Source organism: Aporhodopirellula rubra (genome assembly GCF_014192335.1).
In the GTDB taxonomy this organism is placed as follows: domain Bacteria; phylum Planctomycetota; class Planctomycetia; order Pirellulales; family Pirellulaceae; genus Rhodopirellula; species Rhodopirellula rubra.
Genome location: NZ_JACHXU010000016.1, coordinates 183121 through 207804 on the forward strand (window position 1 = coordinate 183121; position 24684 = coordinate 207804).

General features: G+C 56.6%; 16 protein-coding genes and 1 tRNA gene. 6 read left to right on the forward strand and 11 right to left on the reverse strand.

What is annotated here, in order from left to right:
- Positions 1-15: 15 nt before the first annotated feature.
- Both hisH and FHS27_RS20715 read left to right on the forward strand, forming a co-directional pair.
- Entirely contained in the window at positions 16-648 is a 633-nt protein-coding gene (gene hisH, locus FHS27_RS20710; protein WP_184306747.1) for an imidazole glycerol phosphate synthase subunit HisH, read from the forward strand.
- A 15-nt stretch (positions 649-663) separates the two neighbouring features.
- Positions 664-1287, forward strand: a complete 624-nt coding sequence (locus FHS27_RS20715) for a hypothetical protein (protein ID WP_184306748.1) — start codon at positions 664-666, stop codon at positions 1285-1287.
- Positions 1288-1360: 73 nt separating this feature from the next.
- On the opposite strand, the gene FHS27_RS20720 is transcribed toward FHS27_RS20715, so the two are convergent.
- From FHS27_RS20720 to FHS27_RS20760, 9 genes are all read right to left on the reverse strand, one after another.
- Entirely contained in the window at positions 1361-3760 is a 2400-nt protein-coding gene (locus tag FHS27_RS20720; RefSeq protein ID WP_184306770.1) for a serine/threonine-protein kinase, read from the reverse strand.
- Entirely contained in the window at positions 3757-4431 is a 675-nt protein-coding gene (locus FHS27_RS20725; protein ID WP_009103839.1) for a sigma-70 family RNA polymerase sigma factor, read from the reverse strand. Before FHS27_RS20725 ends, FHS27_RS20720 begins: the two co-directional genes overlap by 4 nt.
- A gap of 58 nt (positions 4432-4489) precedes the next feature.
- Positions 4490-6460 carry a hypothetical protein gene (locus tag FHS27_RS20730; RefSeq protein ID WP_246420394.1) on the reverse strand — a complete coding sequence of 657 codons (1971 nt, stop codon included), beginning with the start codon at positions 6458-6460 and terminating at the stop codon, positions 4490-4492.
- A complete protein-coding gene (locus FHS27_RS20735; RefSeq protein ID WP_315854642.1) occupies positions 6442-8718 on the reverse strand; it encodes an ABC transporter substrate-binding protein in 2277 nt (758 codons plus the stop codon). The genes FHS27_RS20730 and FHS27_RS20735 overlap by 19 nt, the downstream gene beginning before the upstream one ends.
- A gap of 63 nt (positions 8719-8781) precedes the next feature.
- The gene (locus FHS27_RS20740; protein WP_184306750.1) at positions 8782-12156 is read right to left on the reverse strand and encodes an outer membrane protein assembly factor BamB family protein; all 3375 of its coding nucleotides are present in this window, start codon (positions 12154-12156) and stop codon (positions 8782-8784) included.
- Between the two features lie 119 nt (positions 12157-12275).
- On the reverse strand, positions 12276-13124 hold the full coding sequence (locus FHS27_RS20745) for a biopolymer transporter ExbD (RefSeq protein ID WP_184306751.1): 849 nt from the start codon (positions 13122-13124) through the stop codon (positions 12276-12278).
- Positions 13125-13141: 17 nt separating this feature from the next.
- Positions 13142-13630: an ExbD/TolR family protein gene (locus tag FHS27_RS20750; protein ID WP_009103849.1), complete on the reverse strand. Its 489-nt coding sequence runs from the start codon at positions 13628-13630 to the stop codon at positions 13142-13144.
- A 334-nt stretch (positions 13631-13964) separates the two neighbouring features.
- A complete protein-coding gene (locus tag FHS27_RS20755; protein ID WP_184306752.1) occupies positions 13965-14672 on the reverse strand; it encodes a MotA/TolQ/ExbB proton channel family protein in 708 nt (235 codons plus the stop codon).
- A 58-nt stretch (positions 14673-14730) separates the two neighbouring features.
- Positions 14731-15723, reverse strand: coding sequence for a hypothetical protein (locus tag FHS27_RS20760; RefSeq protein WP_246420396.1), 993 nt, complete (start codon positions 15721-15723; stop codon positions 14731-14733).
- A 153-nt stretch (positions 15724-15876) separates the two neighbouring features.
- Between FHS27_RS20760 and FHS27_RS20765 the strand changes: the two genes are divergently transcribed.
- A tRNA-Phe gene (locus FHS27_RS20765) sits at positions 15877-15949 on the forward strand.
- Between the two features lie 472 nt (positions 15950-16421).
- Here the strand turns inward: FHS27_RS20765 and FHS27_RS20770 are convergent.
- Positions 16422-18101, reverse strand: coding sequence for an alanine/glycine:cation symporter family protein (locus FHS27_RS20770; RefSeq protein ID WP_009103855.1), 1680 nt, complete (start codon positions 18099-18101; stop codon positions 16422-16424).
- A 240-nt stretch (positions 18102-18341) separates the two neighbouring features.
- On the opposite strand from FHS27_RS20770, the gene FHS27_RS20775 reads away from it, so the two are divergent.
- The 3 genes from FHS27_RS20775 to FHS27_RS20785 all read left to right on the forward strand — a co-directional run bounded on the left by FHS27_RS20775 (position 18342) and on the right by FHS27_RS20785 (position 23097).
- Positions 18342-19619: a nucleotide pyrophosphatase/phosphodiesterase family protein gene (locus tag FHS27_RS20775; protein WP_184306754.1), complete on the forward strand. Its 1278-nt coding sequence runs from the start codon at positions 18342-18344 to the stop codon at positions 19617-19619.
- Positions 19620-19632: 13 nt separating this feature from the next.
- Entirely contained in the window at positions 19633-22170 is a 2538-nt protein-coding gene (locus FHS27_RS20780) for a S9 family peptidase (protein WP_184306755.1), read from the forward strand.
- Between the two features lie 69 nt (positions 22171-22239).
- Positions 22240-23097 carry a fumarylacetoacetate hydrolase family protein gene (locus FHS27_RS20785; protein WP_184306756.1) on the forward strand — a complete coding sequence of 286 codons (858 nt, stop codon included), beginning with the start codon at positions 22240-22242 and terminating at the stop codon, positions 23095-23097.
- Between the two features lie 9 nt (positions 23098-23106).
- On the opposite strand, the gene FHS27_RS20790 is transcribed toward FHS27_RS20785, so the two are convergent.
- Positions 23107-24420, reverse strand: coding sequence for an outer membrane protein assembly factor BamB family protein (locus FHS27_RS20790; RefSeq protein ID WP_184306757.1), 1314 nt, complete (start codon positions 24418-24420; stop codon positions 23107-23109).
- Positions 24421-24684: the final 264 nt, after the last annotated feature.

Below are 24684 nucleotides of genomic sequence, written 5' to 3' on the forward strand. Positions count from 1 at the left end.
GTTTAAGAATCTAAGATGATCACCATTGTCGATTACCAGATGGGAAATTTGCGGAGCGTCCAAAAGGCGGTCGAGCGAGCGGGCGTGGAAGCCGTCATCACCAGCGACGCGGCCGAAATCGCGGCCGCCGAACGGTTGATCCTTCCCGGCGTCGGTGCGTTTGGCGATGCCATTTCCGAAATCCGTAACCGTGACCTTGAGGCGCCGATCAAGGACTACCTCGCGGCCGACCGACCGTTTCTCGGTATTTGCCTCGGCCTGCAAATGCTCTTCGAACAAGGCTTCGAACACGGCACCTACGAAGGCCTCGGTGTGATCCCGGGTGATGTGGTCAAGTTCACATTGCCGCTGTCCTATAAGGTGCCACACATGGGTTGGAACACCGTCGACGTCGGCCCCGCCGGCGAAGACCTGGGCATCGAACCCCAAACGCACTTCTATTTCGTGCACTCGTATTACGTGCGTCCGACGGACCCAAACGTCGTCGCCCTGACATGCGATTACGGAGGCCAGTTCTGCGCCGCCGTCCGACGCGGCAATCTCTTCGCGACCCAGTTTCACCCCGAGAAAAGCCAACAAGCTGGCTTGCAACTCGTCGAACGATTCGCCCGCGGCACGTTGATTCCCAATACCCTCTCAAACTCGTAAACGACCAACCTACTTGTGAACTCTCAAACCGATCCAACCGGTCCCACCACAACATCAGTTCCTGTCCCCCATCGACTCAGCCCCGAGGGCGCGGGACCTGCCGTTGAGTTCACATGGCAGGGTGATCGCTACGCCCACGTTCTCCGCGATAGCAACGACGCCTCCACTCCGTGTTGTGCGAGCCTCGAAGGTGGCGCCGACGACGATTGGCCCTCCTCCGCCGCGATTCAACAACTGTCCACGGAAGTCATCGACGGCAAGACAACGATCCTGGGTGTGGGATGCTGCGGCACGAGTCACTTCAGCGTCAGTGTGCAGTACGATGCCAGCGAAGACGCTTCATCACCTTCACTGCGATTCGATTGGGCGGCCCGTCTTTCCAAACCACTCGCGACCGGCGAAGTGAAGGGCGCTGAAAACGATGACGCCAACGCGTGGTTGGGCAGTTCGTATCGCGAAGAAACCGGCAGCGATTCGGTAAACGACACTCCCGCGAATTTTCGTTTTGACGCGATCGGTGAAGCTCTGATCAACACAGATTCCTCAAACGCGGGTATTCAAATTCAACCGCGACAAATGGCAGAGGTCCGGACGGTTCAGTGGTCCTACCGGGTCCAACTACGATCCGCGAAAGCTTGACCCCGCTCGATATCTACCCTCACCTCGTTTCGACGCCCCGCACCCCAATCCAACCCTGCCCAAGTTCAATCAGTTAGGGCTCGAGCGAATTGAAATACTCTCTCGCCGCTTGGTGAAACGCGAGTCCCTGCCATTCGGCGGCCCTGCCTGCGGGAATCAGCCCCACGAGAGTCGGCTCGCGATAGAGTGCTTCCAGTGTCGCCCGCACTAACGCGTCGGAGGCGTCACGTCGGCATACCAGGAACGCCGTCGTGCCTAACGTTTCGATCATCGACGCGTCCTGCGCGGTCTCTGCATTGGGCAACTGTGGCGTCGGATACTCCGACCGCTTCAACGCCATCGGACGCAGCGTCGGGTGCTGCAACGCGATCGAAACACTCCCCGTCACTGGCAGCAAATCCCAGTTTCCTCCCTTGAGCAAACTTCTTACCAACTCGCTGCCGGGCCCGATGCAAATAATCGCAACCGACGGCAACTCGTGTTCATTGTCCGGCGGGGAGGACACATCGTTAAGTTCAGGCCACTCAATCACAACACGAGGACACGCGGCCTCATCGAGTTGCAACGAATCCAAGATCAACTCCGCAGCACGTCGGGACCCGCTGCCATCAGGACCGACCGCAATCGAATGACCGGCGAGGTCAACGATCGAACGGATCGGACCATCGCGACGGACCAAAACATGCACCGCTTCATAGAACAACGGTGCCACTACGGCGAGCTGACTCCCGCCAATCGCGGACGCCTGCATCGGAGCCAACTGCACTTCGCCTGACAACAAACGCGAGCGATTGTCCATCGTTCCCGAGGTGGGAATGACTTCACACACAGAACCGGTGCCACTGCCGATCGCATCAGCCAAATGTTGGGACGCCACGGTATACAACCCACCGACAAGCCCGCCCGCCAACCGCACCTGCTGCGGCATCGCGGCGATCCGGTGTTGGTGCCACCAATTGCCTAACAAAAACAGCAGTGGCAGGACAAACATCATCACCACAAGGCTGGATTGCAGTCGTCGTTGCCCGAGCGGCGCATCGGTCGACGGCCGCCCGGTCAGTGCCGCGACGACCGGCACCTGATGTATCCACTGAATCAATTTCCCAACCCGCCCCTTGGACCGGGCGGCGATGGAATCTCCTGTAAGATAGCAATCGAGATCATCAGCGAGTTTTCCCGCACTGGCGTATCGCAATTGCGGTTGTTTCTCCAAACACTTTTCAACGATCGCCTCGAGATCAGCATCCACGTGCGGACAAACCGATCGCAGCGCCGGCGCGGGATGGTGAGCCACACGCATCAACGTTTGCATGACCGTATCGCCCACCAACGGCGGACGTCCCGCGACCGCGGCAAACAGGATCCCGCCGAGCGAATAGATATCGCTCTGGTGAGTCGCACCGTCGCTGTTACCGACCGCTTGTTCGGGTGCCATGTAGTGCGGTGTTCCGACCGCTTCACCCGTGCCCGTCAGACTGCTGTCGGCATCGACGTGTTTCGCCAAACCGAAATCGGTAACGTGGATTTGACCGTTCTGGTCGATCATCACGTTTCCTGGTTTTAAGTCCCGGTGCAGCACACCGCGGCTATGTGCGTGTTCGATCGCGCGAGCAACATCACGAACAATTTCTGCGGCGCGGCGCGGCGGTAACGGCCCCTTCTTCAGCACACGTTGCAAGTCTTTCCCTTCGATGTACTGCATCGAAAAAAAATGGTGCCCGGCACGGCGACCGAACTGATGCACTGCAACGATGTTGGGGTGTCGCAAACGGGCCGCGGCTTTGGCTTCGGTGTAAAACCGACGGACCTCATCTTTCCCCGCCAACATCCCACTGCGGATCATCTTCACCGCGACCAATCGATCGAGGTCACGTTGTTTGGCAAGGTAGACGACGCCCATGCCGCCAACACCCAACACTTTCAACAGGGTGTAGTCCTCCATCTCGAACGGCAGTGAAGGTCCGTCTTGACCGCGAGGCCGGTTCGCCACCGGCAACGTCGCGTGGGGGTCGAGCCCTGAGAAATCACCTGTCGTTTCATCAGGGCCGAGCTCATCCATTCCGACCGTTTCGCCGTCGATGTTTCCCTTCGAAATATTAACCTCGGGAAACCAGTTCGCCTGAATGGGAGGCACATCATCGATCGATGCAAAGTCGAGAAAGCTACTCGCGGTCTCATCGCCGTCATTAATCGCCTCTTCGTCGGCGACATCGTTCTCTGGATCCGTGGACGATTGTTTCGCCGGCGATGATTCCAGAGGGTTGCCGGTGTGCGTGTACTGACCAATCAAGTCAGCCGCATCCATCAGTTCTCGCAATTGCCCCGAAAGACTCGGAAACTGTTTGAGAAAGTCTTCGCGGGAACTCAGCTCACCGCTATCACACGCCTTCAAATACAACGCGAACGCTTCATCAACCTGCGATTCCTCATCCGCGGGTTGAGGTGTCACGTCGTCGGAGTGACCACCGCTCATGTCGCCCACCACGGACTACTACCGGTGTCGAGCAGGGTTCGCATTTTTTGCAAACCCCGTTTGAGCAAACCGGCGACGGCCGTCTCACTCTTGCCCATCCGTTCGACGATTTCTTTCAGCGGCAACCCTTCCATGTACCGCAGTCGAATCGCTTCGGCTTGGTTTTCGGGCAATTGATGCAACGCCTCCATCATCGCCACCACCGCCTCCTCTCGCACGGCCACGCCGCTAGGACTGGTGATGCCACCGGGCAATTGAGCGATCCAATTTTCGCGAGACTCTGATTCGCCGTTACCGGCCGCCGCATGAACCTCTTTCTTCATGCTCCGCTTCTGCGTCATCACATGATGCGACAGGGCAGAGGCAACATTGTTTTTCAACATTCCACGCAACCAACCGGCGAACTCCGCCGGCGTCTCGCCACGAAACGCACCAAGGTCACGCTTCGCTTCGAGAAACGTGACCTGCACGATGTCGGCGGGATCGATTCGCCGTCGCAATTGATCCGAGAGATAACGGTGAGCCAACATCAGTAGAAATCCACGATACCGACTCAGCAGAACGCCCAACGCCTCGTTGTTGCCGCCCTTGGACGCAACGACCAACGCCGTTGTCGAAGATGCATCGACAAAGGAGTCCACGTCAGACGGCTCGCGAGAATCACGGTTCACTAAAAACGGCTCAACGATAGTTTTTCGTGGAAATGGAAAGGCTGTTATCCCGAGCGACTCACTCTTCGGGTGGAGTTGTTTCCTCGGATGGAGTCGCGTCTTCCGAACGGGGTACGCCCCCGTTCTTCTCAGCTTCGATTAACGCCGTTTCGAGATCGTTAACGACTTTGGGGTTAATGTGTTTGGACAATAATTCTCGAGTCGTGCTGAACATCTCGTCGACCTTCCGCTGCTGATTCGCATTGCGACCGATCGCCTTGAGGAACATTGTCTGCTTTTTGCCCATGTCGTTGGCAATTTTTTCGTTGGAGGGCTCGTTTCGAAGCATCTCGAGCAACTCGTCGGCTTCCTTCAGCTTACCTTCCTTGATCCGCATGCTGATACGTGCCTTGAACAATTCGCGAACCGCGACCAAGTCGATAATGGCATTTTGCACACCTCGAATGTAGGCCTCCGCTTGCAGACGCATGTCGTCACCGGCGAGGTCAGCGATGGAGATTTCATGGTGTCCAGGCACGATCGGCAATCGCGCCAACACCGCGCCGCCGTTCTTAACATAGAGCAAACGCAGTGGGCGGTCGATTTTACCGACCATCAATCTCCCGTTCCAATCGGTGCGACCGACGAACGTCATGCTAGTGCTGTCGAGTTCCTTGTCGTAGATTTCATAACCGATCAGGGGATCGTTCGGTTTGCCTTTCGCATGCAATCTCAACATCGTGTCCTTCAATTGCGGACGAACGACAACGCCCATTCGATGAGTCCGATTGTTCTTACGACCTTGCAATCCACCCATGCGTCCGGCAAAGAAATCCATCTCGACCATGTTCTCTTTCTTTTCCGTCACGTACAGATACGCCCAATCGAGCGGACCGATCGTGATCGGGTTCCCATTGCGATCGTCCTTTCGGACCAAAGGCTCGAGCACGTCGCCGACGCGAACATGCGCGGGTGAGTTTTTGTCCAACGCCAACCCAGACGCACGTACCAAACCGGTCGCCGACTTCTGCCCGGCGTTGTCGATTCGAACGATCGGGGAAAACGCGTCACGGACCGCTGCACCGACCGACTCCGCGACGGCGCCCACGGAAATCATGTCGCGGGTCATGACGGAACCGAAGTGCCGCATCAGCGTATCGAGTTCGATGACCTCCACGCTCGGCGGTGTGCCCTTCGTTTTCAACCGGGCGATGTAGATTTTGTCAAACTGCTCGATCGCCTGCACGACTTGCCCGTCGAGCGGGGGCACGATCAGTTTCGCCTTGGGGTCCGTCAGCGTATCGGCCATCCCACGAGACACCAAAATCGCCTCGGTCGATTCCTCTTTCCACATTTCCTGCAACGCGACGGCATCACCATCAATCGCTCGCAGTTTTTCTTTCCACGCGAACTTAGCCGGCGTCGTTTTCGACTCCGGATTTTCATCGATCCGTTTGAGGATGTCTTGAATCCGTCCTTGCGTCCCCGGAATCTCATCCAGGAATCGGCCGGCATCCGACGCGAAGTGGATCCGCAATGAATCCGGATGTCCCTTTTTAAGTGCGATTACCGGGTCCGATGCCGCGATCGATGCAAACGTGATCGAACTGAGATCTCGTCGAGCAATCGAGGCAACCGCGGGAGGAGCGTCGGCAACAACGGTCCGCCATACCGAATAGAAATCTCGATCGAGAAAGCTCAATAGATCATCGCGAATCAAATTCGTGTTGATCCGTGGATCGTCCGACGCAACCCAAATCAAAACGCGATACGGCGCGTAATCAAACGGCGGTGGTTCTTCGGGACGCTCTTCAATTTCGGCCAATAAATCGGGAGTCGCGGCATCGCCTGACGAAGGAGCGGCCGCCGAATCGGTGCCCTGATCATCAACTGAATCGACAACGGGGCTGATCGCGAGACCACGTGAAGTCCACAACAGACCGCCGACCATTACGGTGACGATCAACGCGAATCCGACAACAGCAGCCTTGGTGGACGAACCGCCCGCACGTCGAGAGTGGTTGTCAAACATCACTGGCTGAGTCTCCATTTTTCGGCATTCTGGTACAACGACACAATCTCCGACCCGACGCCGAGCAGGTTGCGGTTGTACGCATAAGAGTCAACGAGTTGCCACAACGGAATCACGGGCAACTCATGGTGTGAAATGAAGTGAAGGTCGAGCAAGCGATCCCTCGCGTCTTTCCAGTTTTTCGATTCTTCCAACCGACGCAGGCCCAACCCGATCAACTGATCCGTGCTGCCTGCCATGCCTTTGGGACCGAGCACACGTCGTGCATCGATGATGGGCTCCCAAACCGCCGCGGCGACATAAGCCAAATCCGCAGTCCCCGGTTTAGGAAACGCCTCGCCCACGGGCAACTCGATCAACTCAATCTTCAGATCCAACAATTCCCACTGGCTCTTGATTGCTTCGCAAGCACTTCGAGAGAGGTTTTCGGGTGGAAACGCCAAACGGATCGGTTTCAACTCCGCAGGTTTCTCTTTCTTGCGGTTCGCGGTGGCTTCCAACTGGTTCGCATTCATCGTCATCAGCAACTTCGCCAAACGCGGTTCATAACGACGCGGAGCGATCGACTGATCGTAGGCGTATCCGAGCGGGTCGTTCATCTCGATCCCTGCTGGGAACGGACCCGACAGCACTCGACAACCAGGCACCTCCAGACTCTCGAGCAATTCGCCGCTGAGAATGTCTTGGCGATTGGTACCGTAGACCAACGCGCGGCGGAACGTACGTTCGGCTAAGAACGCGTGGTCACTGCATGGGACGAGCATATGCACACTCGGCAGCGGGTACCTCGCCACACGAATCTTACGATTGCCTTCCAAGCGTACCGCATCCGCGGGGAACAATTGATCCAGAACGTCGACTTCACCTTTGAGCAGTTTGGCGACACCATCGGACGCGCTCTCGGTACGAATTTCGACGATCTCGCGAGGTTGCGATGCCGTTCGCTGCTCGCCCACGAGCGTGTAACGCACCACATCACCCTCAACGACATCGCGGCGATAATCCCCGGTCGGCGACCCTGGTTCGCCACCAAACCAACTGCCGTCAACGGTCATTTGAATTAACGCCGACGGCAACACGTTGGGTCGCCGGAGGACACAATCGATCTGCTTCGGACCATCCAACCCGATCGCCTCAAGAGCGGCCGCCCATGGTGAAAAGTAAACATCCGATTCGGGAGAAACCCGCGCCGCCAAACGATCGGCAATGAAGAACCCGTCCACCCCGTTGAGAGGCGGTTCCAGTTTTTCTGGTTCCAACATCATGGAAAAATTCATCCGGTCGGGACTCTGTTCCGTTTCGCCAAACAGAAACTCGTACTCGCCACCTTCCGGTCCGGCGCCCTTCATTTCAAACAACACGCGGTAGAGCAAACGCCCAGCACGACGAGCCGCCCAGTTATCCAACCGGGTCGGATCAAGATCCTTCGCCGTTTGCAAAACACCGACGTTCACCAACGGGTAGATTTGGTCAATCTTGCGAACGAGTTCCTTCCCGTTTTCGATGCTCGGTTTTAGGTAAATGCTCTCGCGTGACAGGCGCCTGGCTTCACGAAAGTTCTCCGCTTTCAATGCCGCGATCGCGCCAGCCTGTCGCTCTTGCGCCATCTCTAGAAAAATCTGATTCCATTTCTTGATCGACGCCAACGGTTTGCCGAGGTAATCCTTCTCGAGTCGGGCCAGTAATTTTTGTGCCAACTCGAGTTTGTTCTCGTCCATCAGTTTCTGCATCAGGCTGTCGGTCATCATGCCGATCGCGGCCAAGACCGCCTGCGGCTTGTACTCCGGTGCATAGCGATGCAGTTCTTCGAGCATGGCCAAGGCCGGGCCGATCTCGCCTTTCTTGTATCGACTGCCGGCGTCACGCATCAGAAATTCCGAACGCAACGTCCGCAAATTTGGCCGGCTGGGATAGTCACGGATCAGCACCGCCAAAAACGGGTACGCCCCCGTGAAGTCGCCTTCCTTGATTCGATCGGCGGTCTCCCGCTCGAGTCGTTTTTCCCAAAAATCGATAAACTCAACATCGTCCCATTTGGCAACGAAGTCTTTTGTCTCAATTCCGATGATTCGAAACTTCAACTGCCCCTTCGGATTCGATGGCATCGATCGGCCGGGCAGGTCGAGCAAACGGGTCTTCACCCAACCGCCACCGGCCGACTCTTTAAACAGGATGATGTCGTGCGGATCTTCCTGCAGGAGCTCCAATCCAGGATCTTCAGGACGCCCCTTCTCGGCATAGTTGATGATCTCCGCATGTGCGGGCGACAGGGGCATCCACGCACACAACGCCAACGCCAAACATCCGATCGTTTGATTAAGTGAGATTCGCATGGTCGATCAGTTCTCACCTGGGATGTTGGTAATGTAAACCACGCCCTCGGCCCCTGGCACCAACAATCGATTGCCAACCGGAAGCGGACTCGCCGACAACGGCTGGCCGAGTTCGGTCGTGCCGAGCACGCCGCCGCTCGAAGGATCGATCGCCACGAGCCATCCGTCGGCACCCGTGAGGACCCATCGACCTTGGATCGAGACCACCTGATCGATCGGCAACCCTTTCTTCGGCATCGGAGTTTGGAATGCCTGGTCGCCTTCGGACGTGAATCCTCGCAGGACTGAATCATTCGTGATCACTAACGCCAACTCATCACCATTTTCAGTCTTCGCCAACGAGGGTCCCCATTCGATTCGACCGTCGAGCAGCTTTTTGAATTTCTCGTCCAAACCCTCCTCATCGTGACCGACCAAGAAGTCCGCCGCGGGTCCGTTGACGCCGCCAATGAAGACGCCACCCACTCCGATCGTCTTGCCCAAGAAAGGCGAGACGAGATCAACGCTCGAAAGCTCGCGAATCTGATCGCCCACTCGCAGCCGATAGAGCTTCTTACGGCTGTCCGCGATCAACACCTGATCAGGGTCGGTACTGAATGGAACGGGAGTCGTCCAAGTCACTTTGGACGTCGGATCGCTCGCCGGTTGGAAGGGCGCGCCCTTCGGAGCTCCTGTTTCCCAATTCATCAACACGACACGTCCGGAATCCAACGGCAAGAACAACCCGCCTCCGGAGAAGATCCCCACACCGGTCGGCTTCGGTCCGGTCAATCGATAGGTGATCTTGCGGAGTTTTTCCTTGCGACGCGTTGGGTCATAGAGCATCGCCTCACCAGGCTGTGATTCATTGAGAAGAATCCGCCGAACATCATCAACCGAAATCGGCTGGGTGAACTTCATCGAGATCGAGTTCGCACCCGGATTTTCGATCGGTCCTTGTGTCGATCCGCTGGCGAGCGATTCACGATCGAGTTGGAATAGGGCACCCTGGCTGGTCACGGCGTGGAAGCCGGCCGCGTTCTTCTCCAACATCGATATCGGAGTACCGACATCGGTTCGCCACAGTTCTCGACCGGTCTTGGGCTCCGCGCCGGTGACACGAATCGCCGACGTGCCTCGCAACCGACGGGCATGAATAAGCGCGTCTTCAAACGCCAAAGGTTGGCCAATGAATGAGTCGCCTTCTTCTTTACCCCAATCGTAAACAACCCGTCCGGTATTGATTTGCAATTCATATCGACCGACACGGGTTCCGGTGATCCACATCTGACTGCGACCGACGGCCATGCGAGTCAACGTCGGGGTGTCGTAGGACGCAACCTGTTGGGCGATCAACGACACCTGCTCACCTTCGGCGGTCGGTTCAATGTCATAAACGGCGACTTGCCCGCGATCGGTCAACACGATCATCCGGCGCTGCTGAATCACCGGAGGGACGATCACGTTACCAGTCAACCGGAATGACTGTTGAGCGACCTTCAGATCACCGCCCTGGTCATTCATTCGCAGCACATGCACGTTTGCGTAATCGGCACCAGCGTTTTCGATCACGAACAAGTGACCGAGCAGCGATACCGGCGCGACCGCGATCGTTCCGTCTTCGTGACCGACGTAGAAACTCTCGAGGCTCTTGCCGGTACGCGAATCGAGCACATACAGGTTGCTGTGATCGCCGGGCAAATAAACGCGACGCAGTTTGTCATCGATCCCAGCCGCCGTGCTGATCGATTGCGGCATTTTCGTCACCCAGTTCGGATCGCCGGTTTCGACGTCCAACGAGATCAGTTTGCCTGCATAAGTGGAAATCAGAATCGAGTCTTTGCCCGCGACAGGTTCAACAAATCGCTCGCCGATTTCATTTCGCCACTGCAACTCTCCGTCACTGCCGCGACAGTTGCGAACTTCGTTTGTGGTCAAATCACTGAGCAAGACCGACATACCATCGTCGAGTCGAATCGGCGTGTGATCTTCACCGTAGCCGGTGAACTTCCGCCACAGCAAACGGCCATCGTACGCCGAGAACGCCAACACGCTGCCGCCGGCTCGGAGGTAATAGATTTCGTCTTCCAATCCCGCGACCGAGTTACCTTCCCGCGTCGTCAATACGATCGATTTCAGGGCCCCTTCGTCGATCGGAGCGGTGTTCGGTTCAGGTTGATCTTTGTCCGGAACAACGAGTGTTTGTTGGATACTGCTCGCTTCCTCAATCAACACGGTCAATCGTGGATCAACGGCGAGTTCGGGAAAGTCCCGCAACAGCGACTTGCGAAGGTCATAAGCTTCCTTCGTGTTCTTCGACGCCAACGCCTCTTTCATCGTTGCTTCGGTTTTATCCAATCGGATATTGCGATCGATGTCTCGCTTAACACGATTGCGAGCCTCGGTGACTTCCAGCAATCGCCCCTCAAGCGTCGTCTTCATCGACGACATCATGTAGTTCGGGTTGTCGATCAACGTCCACTGTTCGTCGAGTCGGTCGAGCAACCGCTGTTTCTCAGTTGTCTCGGTCGCTTTGGATGCTTCCTCTGCGATGTTTTCGGCGATATCAACGAGCAGGGCGGCGAGGTTTCCGCGTTCCCCGTTCATCGCCTCCTCATCAACGATCCGGGGCAAAACTTCTTTTGCCTTATCGAGTCCCTTGGTCGTGTCCGTCATGTCGGCACTGCGGTAAATCTCGCACATCGCGATCTTTACCCGAGCCTCCGACGAATACTGGCTCTCTTGCCCGAACTGCGCCAAGAAACTGATGTACGCATCTTGAGCCGGCTGATAGCTCTGAGCGTCGTACTGCTTGTTGGCCGCCTCGATGACATCATCGATATTGGCTTTTGTGAGGATCCAGTAAAAGCCATATCCCGCGATGATCAGAAAACCGATGATGCCGAGATAACCGTAAATCTTGAACGAATCCCAAACCGACTTATGCTCCGGCGGTTTGACCCGAACGGGCGGCTTCTTTCGTTGCGGGCGGTCACCGTTTGCTACGGCGTCAACGGGAACCGCTTCGACGGGCACGGCCTCCACCGGAACGGCTTCCACCGCTTCGACTTCAACCGGCTCGGCATCCACCATAATCGGTTCGGCATCAAAAACGTCGTCAACCAAGATGCCATCATCTTCGCCGGGCATCGCGGTCAGGTCGTCTTCGGCCTCAACGACTTCCACAACATCGCCGTCGTCGTAGTCGCTACTGCGGAGTTCACCGATCAGTTTGGTGGCCTGAAACCGCGTCAACTGCCCGTTGTCGACCAACAATTTGGCGACCGCTTCGGGCGTCACGCGAGCACCGCCTTCGGTCAGTTGTTCACGCAGGGCTTCGATGATTTCTTGATCGAGCAGACCGCGACGTTCGAGGCGATCAATCAGTTCGTTTGCAAGCATGGAGAGAGCTATTTGCGATTAGTTGCTAGCGATACCGCCGAACAACCTGAAAGGAAAAGTTGTGTGTGATTTAGGATGAGGTGTTTGATGCGATTCGCCAGTCGCTCGGGGTGCCTGTATCAATCAAAGCCGTCGACTTCGGCGACTTGGATTTCAGTAAACCCCGCGATCGTTCCGGCGTCCATCGCATCGACGAGCATTTGCAGTTTGGCGTTTTCGTGGACTTTGATGTCCAACCGCATGCCGTCCTTGTTTCCACCGAGCGCTTCCCGCAGGGCGTTGATCAAGTTGTGTTTACCGGGCGTTTCTTTTTCCCACTCTGGGGCCAACACCAGGAAACTGCCATTTTCTTCAATTTCGAGTTCGATCGGGTCGAGCTCCTCCGTCGGCTCCTCAACGTTGGACATACTCGGCAAATCGGAGTTTTGCCGTGGCATTTGGATCGACTTCTGCAAACTGAAACTCGCCGTGACCATAAAGAAAATCAGCAGCAAGAACGTGACATCCACCATCGGCGTCATGTCGAGTTCGCCGTCATCGCGTTTTTTGCGTGGCGGCATTCCGTCTTCGTCTGAGTCGTCGGGCAACAACGCCGAGGGTGGCACCTCTGCATGATGAGTCGACGGTCGAGGTTCCCCCGTGACCACACCGGTCGCGGAATCGGTCGTCCCGAATACTGCGGTCGCCCCGCCAACGCTCGCCGCGGAATTGACGTGATCGGGTGTTGCCACCGAACCAGGTTCGGGCACGGCAACGGCCTCCACCTCGAAAACTTTTCCTTCACCACTGCTGAACGGCAACTCGTCGTCCACAGGGACAGCCATTACTTCTTCGGTGCTTTCCGGGGCAGCCAATTGAGGAATCGTCAGCGGTTGTTCGCAACCGGGGCATCGGATCGTACGCCCGGCCAACCTCTCGTTGACTTGGCGACGCATGCCACACGATTCGCATTGAACTTTGATCGACATGTTACTGGTCCCTCATCCTATTTTTCTTTCACCGCGATGTAGGTGAATTCCATGTCTGTGAACTCGTCACCGAGGATCTTTTGGACGCGAGTAACCTCAGAAACTTTGACGTCACCGTCACCGAGCAACATCACCTGATCTTTATTCTTGCTGATCGATTTTTCGAGTTCGTTGGTGACGTACTCAACAATTTCGTTCGCCTGTGCTTCTTCGTCTTTACTGAATTCGCTTTGGTCACGTCGCTTCAAGATCGCAGGGGCATCTCCACCACCGGGCTCGATAAAGATGACCGCTGAATCTTTCGCCGAAATCGCCAGTCCGTTATCCGCATCAGGAATGTTCCCCGTCTGCGTGGGATCCATCTTGGACGCCACAACAAAGAAAATCAGCAGCAGGAACGTGATGTCAATCATCGGCGTGATGTCCATTTCCTCTTCTTCGCGTTTCGCACGCGGTGGAACGGCATCGGCGTCGTCTTCATCTTCTTCGAATAGGTCATCGTTCATGTTCGGTCGCTCTTATTTTTCAAATCAATTCGCCGCGTCACCAACCTACGTCGTCACCCGGGCTTGTCGTCATCACCGGTGGCTCGTCGGTGTGCGATGACTCGCCACAATCTCGTCCACTGCGTTCTCGCTCGGCCTGTTTCCTATGGCTTATTCCTGTGTCCCCTTTTCCTGAGGCTCCTTTTGCCACGCCTTTTTTTGCCGAGGCCTCGTCCTGACGCCTTTCGTCATGAGGCGAATTTCTCGGCGTCTCGATCCTCGACGTCCTTTCGATCCGCCTCAAAACGTGGCCAAACGTCTCTTGATCAGTCGATACCGCCGCGGGCAGATTCCTCTAAACCGTTTCCGCGTATGCCGGTTCAGCAACGGCCTCGGCGGGAGCGGCAGGTCGTGACGCCTCGATCGCGAGCCCAGCCTTGAAAGCTTCGAAGAATCGGGTGAGCCCCGAACCGACTAAGTCTTCCATTTTCGCGATCCGAATGTTCACGGTCGCGATCAGAATCATCAACGGAATCGCGATCGCCAAACCGCTGGCCGTCGTCACCAGTGCGACCTGAATGTCACCGGCGAGTGCGGACGGCTCGACGCTTTCCGCGGTTGCGAGCGTCTTAAACGCCCCCATCATCCCGAACACCGTCCCGAACAGACCGATCATCGGAGCACTCTTGATCACCGTGCTGACCCAGCTCAGACGGTATTCCAGATCGCTCATCACGTCCCGTTGGAATCGGTCCATCATAATTTGACGGGCCCGACGAAAACCTTCGGCCCGGTTGTCGATCGCCATGTGCATCATTTGCGGAATCGCGCGAGAATCACCCTCGCAATACTCCTCGACGCCCTCGAAATCGCCCGCTCGGAGCATTTGTTCGCAATCGTCCATGAACGTGTCCTGTTCCTCTTCAGTCTTGAATCGTTTCTGTGCCACGCGGGTCCACACGATCACGATCTGATAGAGGCCCCACAGGGCGACGATTGCCAAAGCCCCATACGTGGAGTTGGAAATCAATGTATAGAGGTCGGCCGCAGCGAGAAAAGACAAGGTCGGTTCCTATGGGGTTGGGAGGTTTTACAGAAGAGTGAGCAGCAGCGGAAAGGGTTTATCGTTTGCTGCGATAACGTTGTTCGGTGACTTCGAACGCGTAACCGCTACCTTCAGGCTTGCTGACGAACACAGTTTTGGCGATTTCGGTGACACTTTTGTGTCCCTTACTCGCTGCATACTCTAGTTCGATGTGTGCCAACTGGTTCTCAAGATTTGGGGGGATGAACTTCAGGATACTTCGGCCACTGGTTTTCACCCCCGCCTGGCCGAGCAACTGGATATCAAATTCCTTCAATGGACTGGCCGTTGCCCACATGAAGTACAGGCGTTTCTCACCCGCACTGTCGTCACTGTGGCGGGACTTCGGCCGAGTCGACAAATTAGTCGCGTAGTCCACACCCTGGACACCCCCACCAATCGATCCGAGCTCGATTTCATAGAAATCTAACTGCTGCGCGTAGGGTTTGATGCCCTTTGCGGAGAAGTTCAGTTGCCAACGCTCGAAACGCGGAACGATGTCTTCGCCTTCCCCCTCAGGGCCTGGTGGACGGCTGTCACCCTTACCCGAACCCGACGTGCTGGCCGTGGCGTTGGTGTTCATCGTGTCCAACGACGCGGCCACGCTACTGACGGCATCGGTGACCGCTTCGATCGTGTCCTGGAGAGTCGGTTCCATCAACTCTTCGACCTCTTCGGCCCCCGGCGGTTCGAAGTCACGTTCGAAGCCTTCGGCGTTGTCAGCCCGGCCAGCAGCGTTTTCGATGATCGGCGCGATCGCCTTCACGCGGACCGGCATCCGCATCGTCAGCCAAACGACAAACAACATGAAAACGAACGTTCCCAAAAAGAGAATCGTCGCCATGAAAAAAGAGGAAACCGCGTCGAACTTGCTTGTCCGTAACTTCTCCCTCTCTTCCAGACGTTTCGCCTGAATCGGAGTCAGTTCCGGATTGGATTTCCCGTGTTTTCCATCATTTACGATACCTGCGGGTTCCTCGGCATCGAGAACAGCAGCTTGGCTTGAATCTGGATCGGGAGAGGCAGCCATACCCATAGAGATTTGATTTTTAGAAAAGAGTTCGTCGGGGCCGATTGACGCGAACCCACATGATAGCGTAGTTTTCTCATCTGTTGAATAAAAAAGCCTCGCAGAGCACCGGTTCGCACCCTACTGTATCTGTTAGCGGCAACGTTTTGTTCTGGTTAGGTAGCTCAGTTGGTAGAGCACGGCCCTGAAAAGGCCGGTGTCCGCGGTTCGAGCCCGCGCCTAACCACTTTTCCAATGACAAAATGTCGATGCCAGCCCTGTCTTATGACGCGGCTGGCTTTTTTTGTGCCTGCAGAAAAGCAACCTGCCCGCTGAAGCCTTGCAACCTGACGAGACGACTCGACTTGGGCTACGCACGAAGGCGAATTCGGAGGTGCATCCCCCGAATCTTCGACGGTTCACGTCCCCCTCGCCGGTCTCAACGAGACCATCGAGCCTGGCGTCTTGGCCACCAACAAACCTAGCGTAGCCTAGCAGCTGGTCATTACTACCACTTTGGCAGGTGCATCCCTCGGGCGTCTTGTCGCACCGCACGCCACCGAAAACAGACGCCGGTGGGCATCACCTGCCACGCACCGACCCACCCATAGGAAAGGCGGCAATCGGGCGATCAATCGCTCAAAGAAAGACCGGTAAATCAAAAGTTCCGGCCTTCGGCAAATCCGCCTTTCGGGATACATGGGCCGCGCGAAATGGCCTTAACGTTTCCCACAGGCTTCCAAATACGCCGACAACTCCTGGCGAACTTTGGGGAACAGCAAAAACAGACCCAACATGTTGGGAAATACCATCGCGAAAATCATCGCATCGGAGAAATCGATCACCGACCCGAGAGACACGGCTGATCCGATCACGATCACAACGCAGAACAGCAATTTGTAAGACAAATCTGCCGCTTTGCTGCGACCAAAAAGATATTTCCAGGACTGCAGCCCGTAGTAGGACCACGACACCATCGTCGAGAACGCGAAAAGAATAATCGCGATTGTTAACAGATAACGAAATCCTGGCAGGACGCTGTCGAACGCCGCCGAGGTCAGGTCCACGCCGCCCAACGGAACTCCTTCAATCAGCACTTTTTTCGACTCCACGGCTCCCCACACAAACGAGGCCTCGGAATTAAAGAGCACGATCACAATCGCGGTCATCGTGCAGATGACGACCGTATCAATAAAAGGCTCCAACAAGGCGACGATCCCTTCGGAGGCCGGGTATTTGGTCTTCACCGCGGAGTGAGCAATAGGAGCTGATCCTGCTCCGGCCTCGTTGGAGAATGCCGCCCGCTGGAAACCCTGGATCATGACTCCCATCAATCCACCCAATCCGGCGGCAGGCGTGAATGCCCCGGAAAGGATCTCCCCGATCGCCCAGGGGACCTTATCGACGTTCATCAGGATGATCACAATCGCCGCCAAACAGTACATGATCGCCATGAGAGGGACGACCTTCTCGGTCACCTTGGCGATCCGCTTGATCCCGCCGATGATCACCGTGGCCACCAATGCGGCCATCACCAACCCGATGATCGTTCCTGATGAACCGTTGGCTGACAGCCCCATAAGGGATTGAATTTGCTGTGCGGCCTGGTTTGCTTGAAAAGCATTCCCACCACCGAAGGAGCCACCAATGCAGAAAATCGAAAATAGGATTGCCAACACTTTCCCAACTGGCTTGAGCCCGAGGTCAGCAAAACCTTTGTGCAGATAGTACATCGGCCCGCCATGCACCGTGCCGTCATCATCGACATCGCGATACTTCACCCCCAGCGTGCATTCGACGAATTTCGTGGACATGCCCAGCAAGCCACAAACGATCATCCAAAACGTTGCCCCCGGGCCACCTGTCGCGACGGCCACCGCCACCCCAGCGATATTGCCCAAGCCGACCGTGCCCGACACCGCTGTGGCCAATGCTTGAAAGTGCGAAACCTCGCCTTCGCCTTCATCACGAATCGTATCGACGAGGTCGCCGTCGACCTCATAAACTTCGACATGCTTCGGAATATCCTGCCCTTGCTTTTCGATCTCGTCATATTTCCCACTGACCACCTGGATCGCCAGCGGCAAAAGACGCACATTGATAAAACCAAACACGATCGTGAAAAACGCCGCCCCCAACACCAACAGGATCAACACAAACGGGAGCGGGCTTTCCATTCCGGGGACCGGCACGGTGAAAAACACGATCCCACCCCAGGTGTCAGCAATCGGCTTGAACAACTGGTCAACTTGTTGATCCAAGCCCAACGACGACTCAGCCGGCGCAGCGGCAGGCTCTTCCGATTGTGCCCATGCCTCGCCCGTCCCCATCATCAACACAACGGCCAGCAACAGCACGAGGCGGAGCGGATGGCGAAAAATCAATGTCGGTGTGAGCATGAGAAGTTCCGGGGATTGCAGGCAATGATGAAAGGCGGCGAGAGACTCGTGCGTTCATTCGGTGCGGCTCCGAATGACACGTCGGCTTCAGCAGGGCAGATACTGAAGCGGCTTGTGACGATAGGATACTGACTTTCCAGCGAGAACGGGTGACATGTGTTACTAGCGATCTCACCGAAACAATCTTGAACCGTCGAGTTTGCGCAATACCTTCCCCCGAAAACCGAAAAGATTCAACAGTTGTCGAAAGTTTGTATCCTTAACGTCGTCGGTCTCACCCCTGGACTGCTGCCACATGCACCACGCCTGACACAGGTCGGTGCCGCCCGCCCCTGGACCAGCCCCGTGCCGGCGGTCACGGCGACCAGTCAAGCGACCATGTACACGGGCCTCCCCCCGCGCGACCACGGCATCGTGGGCAACGGATGGCTCTATCGTGACACGCAGGAGGTCCGGTTCTGGCAACAGTCTCGCCGACTGATCCAAGGCGAGCTGTTTTACGAACGATACGAAACCGCCAAAATGTTCTGGTGGTTCAATCAAGCCACTAACGCCCGATACGGCGCAACGCCCAAACCACACTACGGCTGCGACGGCAGCAAAGCATTTGACGTGCTGGATTGGACAACATGTGACCTCACTGCCAAGCTCGGCCCGTTTCCGTTTTTCGCGTTCTGGGGCCCCGGCGCCGGAATCGCATCGAGCAACTGGATTGCCGATGCCACCGCGATTGTCATGCGCGAAAAGCAGCCACAGCTCACATTGTGCTATCTCCCACATCTCGACTACGACTTTCAACGACTCGACCATCAAGATCCGGCGCGTGTCGCGGAAGTCGACGCAGCGGCGGGGCGTGTCATTGATGCGGCGAACGAAATCGACGCAAAAATCGTCGTGGTCAGCGAGTACGGCCTCACGCGAGTCAACCGCCCCGTCCATCTCAACCGTGTGCTCCGGCAAAACGGCTTCCTTCGCACCCGCATGGGGCCGTTCGGTGAAGCACTCCTGGTCCCCGATTGCGAAGCCGTTGCCGTCGCGGACCATCAAGTCGCACATGTCTACGTTCGCAATCCACAAAACATCGACACCGTCGCGAAACTGCTGCGAGACGTGCCCGGTGTGGCTGCCGTCGTTCCGCCCGGCGAACTGCAATTGGACCATCCCCGCAGCGGCGAACTCATCGTGTTGGCGGATTCCGACGCCTGGTTCACATACTACTATTGGAACGACGATCGCGACGCACCTGATTTTGCGCGTACCGTCGATATCCATCGCAAACCGGGATACGACCCTTGTGAATTGTTCATGACGAGCCGAGCGCGAGCCGCCGCGAGATTACTGCAGAAAAAAATCGGCATGCGTTACAAGATGGACGTCATTCCGCTCGACGCCACGCTCGTCCGCGGCAGCCACGGCTTACTCGCCGACAATCCGAACGATGGTCCTCTCGTCATCGGCCCCGGTGAACCACCGGCCGACATGACGGGTTTCCCCGCTTACGTCGATTCCCTCCTGTAAACCTGCCGAGAAGATGACTTACCACCCACCGTTTTCGAAAACGCCTTCCCGTGGCCCCCTTATCAACTCGCCCACCCCAACCGCGATCGCGTTGCTGTTGCTACTGCTCTGCATCGCATTCGCAACGACCGGCGCCGCCCACACCCCGGTAGCCGAAAACTCCCCACCCCCAGCCCCCTGCGCCAGCGACCGGGAGCGTCTCTGCATTTCGAGAATCTTCCACGGTTCAGATTTCAATCTCGAAACCAAATCGCTACGGTGGGACCAAACCGAAGACGTCCTGTGGTGGAAACGGGGCACCAGCGAAGGACACACCGAGATCGTGCGTCTGTCGGTCCCCGAGGGTAAAGAGACCGTTGCGGTATCCGCCGACCAATTCCATCTACCCTCGGGCGAACGCATCTCGATCGATGACTATTCGTGGTCACACGACCATCGATATCTGCTCGTGCTGAGCAATTCCGTTCGAGTGTGGCGAACTAACACCCGTGGCGACTACTGGCTACTCGACATGCTTTCGAAATCCTGGCGGAAACTGGGAGGAGACATCGCACGTGACCAATCATTGATGTTTGCCACCTTTTCTCCCAATGGGGATGCCGTCGCTTACGTCAGTGACCGTAACCTCTATCTTGAAAATTCCGCAACAGGCCAAATCGAAGCCATCGCCGCTAGCGAAAACCCGAACCTGATTCATGGCACTTTTGATTGGGTCTACGAAGAAGAACTCAGCCTGCGACGCGGTTTCCGGTTTAGTCCCGACGGAACCCAAATCGCATTTTGGCAACTCGATGAAACCGGCGTCCCGGTTCATTCGCTGATCGACAACACTTCCGAACGTTATCCGAGCATCAAACGTTTCGCATATCCCAAAGTCGGCCAAACGAACTCCGCGGCCCGAATCGGTGTTTTTGATTTTGGCTCAAAGACGACCACGTGGATGCAAATCGAAGGCGATCCTCGCAATCACTACCTCGCGGCTCTGCAGTGGCTGCCCGACGGCGTGCCCGGTGCCAATGATCGACTGCTGATTCAACAACTCACCCGACGCCAAAACGAAAATCGTCTTTGGATAATGGACGCATCAACGGGCAAAGGCGTTGTCCTGCTTAACGAAGTCAGCCCCGGTTGGGTCCGACATCAAGCCGAACTGCACCCATTGCCCGCCCGCGGAAACGCAGTCGGTGCGGCTCCACGAGGAACCAATATCCCGGCGACAACCAACACCGCACCGCAATCCAATCTCGACTACGTTTGGCTCAGCGAACGAACCGAGTGGCAGCACCTCTACCGGCTTTCGATCGACCCGGGATACCTTACCGGCCCAATCGGCGATGGCGGAACGCTCGACGAAAACGGTTGTCAACGCGGCGTATCACTAACCCCCATCACCACCGGTGCCTGGGACGTGATCGAACTCGATGCCGTCGATTCCGAATCGGGCAAATGCTTCTTCACGGCCTCACCGGCCGATGCTGCGTCTCGAGGACTCTACACCTGCGACGGACTCGCAACCGCTCCCGTCGCCGAACCACCACGATTTTCTCCGACTCAAAACGGCACCTTCGGATACACCATCAGCCGCTCCGCCGATTACGCGTTGGAAACTTGGTCCGACTTTTCAACACCTCCGGTGAAACGGCTGGTACCGCTCGGTTCACGCAACGTGATCGAAACGTTCGTCGAAAACACTTCGGTCAACGAAGCGATCGCGGATTTAAAGCCCGTCGATCAACGCTTCGTTTCTCTGTTGATCGACGACGAGACGTCCCTCGACGCATGGATCATGCTTCCCACACCGGACGCCGAATCGGAAACGCCCGAGTTTCCGGCGAAGTCCATTCCGTTGATCCTTCACGTCTACGGTGAACCCGCCGGACAAACGGTTCGCGATTCGTTCGGCGGGCAAACTTACCTCTGGCATCGCTACCTCACCCAACTCGGATTCGCCGTCGCGAGCATTGACAACCGCGGCACCGCCTCACCACGCGGTCGAGCATTCCGGCAGAGCATCTACGGAAAAATCGGAGTATTGACGCCCGCCGACCAGGCCGCCGGGATGCGCCGCCTGCTCGAACGTTTCCCGCAACTCGATCCTGAACGCGTCGGCGTCTGGGGCTGGAGTGGCGGAGGGTCGACAACACTCAACAGCATCTTCCGCTATCCCGAATTGTACGCCGCGGGTATCGCAGTCGCTCCTGTCCCGGATCAGTTCGATTACGACACAATCTACCAAGAACGGTACATGGGACTCGTCGAAGATGACCGACAACGGTTTGTCAATGGTTCGCCAATCACGCACGCCGACGGCCTCGACGATCCGCTGTTAATCGTTCATGGAACCGGTGACGATAACGTCCATTACGGGTCAACCGAACGGTTGATCAATCGCCTCGTCGCTGCCGGAAAGCAGTTTCGGTTGATGGCCTATCCCGGCCGTTCGCACTCCATTTCCGAAGGTGAAGGAACCTCAATGCACCTGCGCCAAATGATGACGGATTTCTTGGTCGAAACCCTCAAACCGAATCTAGAATCGCCTGACGCCGATTGATCCGCCGCCGTTCGAATCGATCGCGTTTGGTATCCACATTTTGACGTTTGTCTCCGCTACAATGCGGCGATGAACATCACAAAAATTCTCGATTCGTCATCGCAACAACGCGTCGTCTTGGTCGAAGGCGACCATCTCATCCCACTGCGCATGAGCGATGAGCTCACCTCGCTGTCTGACATCTTGGCTGCCGATCGTCCGATCGCGGCCGCGGGCTCTCTCACACGAGAAGACCCCGTCGCGATCGACGCAAACACGCGTTGGCTGCCTCCCATCGATCATCAAGAAGTTTGGGCCGCGGGCGTCACGTACCGCCGCAGCCAAACCGCGAGAATGGAAGAGTCCGAAGCCGCCGCCTCGTGCTACGACCGTGTCTACCAAGCGGACCGCCCGGAGTTGTTTTTTAAAGCAACACCGTCGCGAGTCAGCGGGCACGGTCAACCACTCCGCATCCGCACCGACGCGACATGGAACGTCCCCGAACCAGAAGTCACCCTGGTGCTGTCTCCACAACTCCGGATCGTCGGCCTAACGATCGGCAATGACATGAGCTCACGCGACATCGAAGGCGAAAACCCTCTCTATCTGCCGCAGGCGAAATGCTACGACCAGTGCGCCGGGCTGGGGCCGTGGATCCGTCTCTACGATACTCTCCCGCCGGTTGACCAAATCACTATCGCGTTGAAGATCCGTCGTGGTGACTCGGTCGTTTTTGACCAATCCACCTCCGCGGCTGAAATGGCGAGACAATTCGACGACCTCGTCGGCTGGCTCGGCCGTGACAATACCTTCGCCGCCGGAGCCTTTCTGATGACGGGTACCGGTATCGTGCCGACAAACGATTTCACTCTTCACGCCGGTGACATCGTCGACATCAGCATCGCTGACATCGGCACTCTCTCAAACCCAATCGTGCAGAACGTTTGATCGGGCGTCTCAGCGAACGCAGATTACCGCGTTGCCGACTCGTAGCAAGAACGCGTCGTCGGTGACCGCGACCCCATACAGGGTCGGACGACTGAACATTGACGCACCGCGACGACGTTCCTCGCTCGACTCTTCGGCCAACGGCTTCTCGGCCGGCAACGTTTCAGCCGTCCATGATTCGTTTTCGGCGAAAACACGGTACTCACGGCCCGCCGCCAATACGGTCACGGTTCCATCCTTACCGAAGAAGTAAACACGATCGCCAACGCCGACCGGTGTCGCCCAACACGACTCCTTCATCCGTTCGGTATAAATCGCGTCACCCGTTTCGGCATCGAAACAATACACCACGCCGGCCCGGTTCACCCAATACGCTAATCCGTTATGAATGATCGGCGAGGCCCACGTCGGAGTCGCTTTTTCCGCCGTCCATTGACGTGTCAACGTCCAGTCATCTCCCTCACGAACGATCTGCATCAATCCATTCGAACCTGCCGCCGAACCAGCATTTTCACCGTTTCGCCCGGGAGACGCACCCACTAAAAAGCGTCCCTCACCGCAATCGATCGGACTCGTCGCCGTATTGCCACCGACGTCATCAAACGACCACAGCAATGCACCCGATTCGGGATCGTAACCGTCCACCGTTCCTGCTGAGCTGACGAGAATCTGCTGTGTGTCCCCAACTTTGACAATTGCCGGCGAACTCCAACTGCGTCGCGGATCGCGATCCACTTTCCATTTCGTCTCGCCCGTTTTCTTGTCCAAAGCAACCAAGCAACTCGGCCCGTCATGCTCGAGCAACACGAACATGGCGGAATCGGTTTGGCACGGTGACGCCCCTAAACCGAACTCCGCGACGAACGGCCCATAATCCTTGCCGAGCGAACGACTCCAAAGTTGCCCACCGCCATGATCGTACACCACACAATCGCCGCTTTCGAAGAATGAAATCACACGCTCGGTGTCGACCATCGGCGTCGGTGCCGCACGACTGACGTAGTAACTGTTGGCAACGGGAAACGAATTAACAAGCGTTTTTTGCCAAAGAACTTTGCCTTCGCGGACGTCGATACACGTTGTGTAAAAGTTATCCTTCTCGGGTCCATCGACGCTGGTGACGAACACATGATCACCCCACACGACCGGACTGGATTGACCGTGCCCACGAATTTCTGTCATCCAAGCGATGTTTTCGGTCGGTGACCATGTGAGCGGCAACGATTCAGAGGACCGCTCTCCAGCCCCGGCACCTAAGAATGCCGGCCAATCGTTCACCCCGACGACAGCCAGAACGAAGTAAGCAGCAACAACCAGATTCATTGAATTTCCTAGTAAAGGTGTTTGGTAACGTTTCGCCAGTTTAGAGGTTTTCCTTCGCGCAGCGAAACGGGGTCGTTCATCGACGCGACTCGTTCTGAGCGACACTCGCGACGATCTAACAATTGCCAAACCAACTTCGCTGCTACAAAGCCAACTCATGATGAACAACGGGTGCATGACAGGGTTTGTTAGGTTTCTTTGATTTTGGTGTTGCGACGTCGATGGCGGAAGCCGTCGTTTCTTTGGCCTCGGCGATGCCAGAAG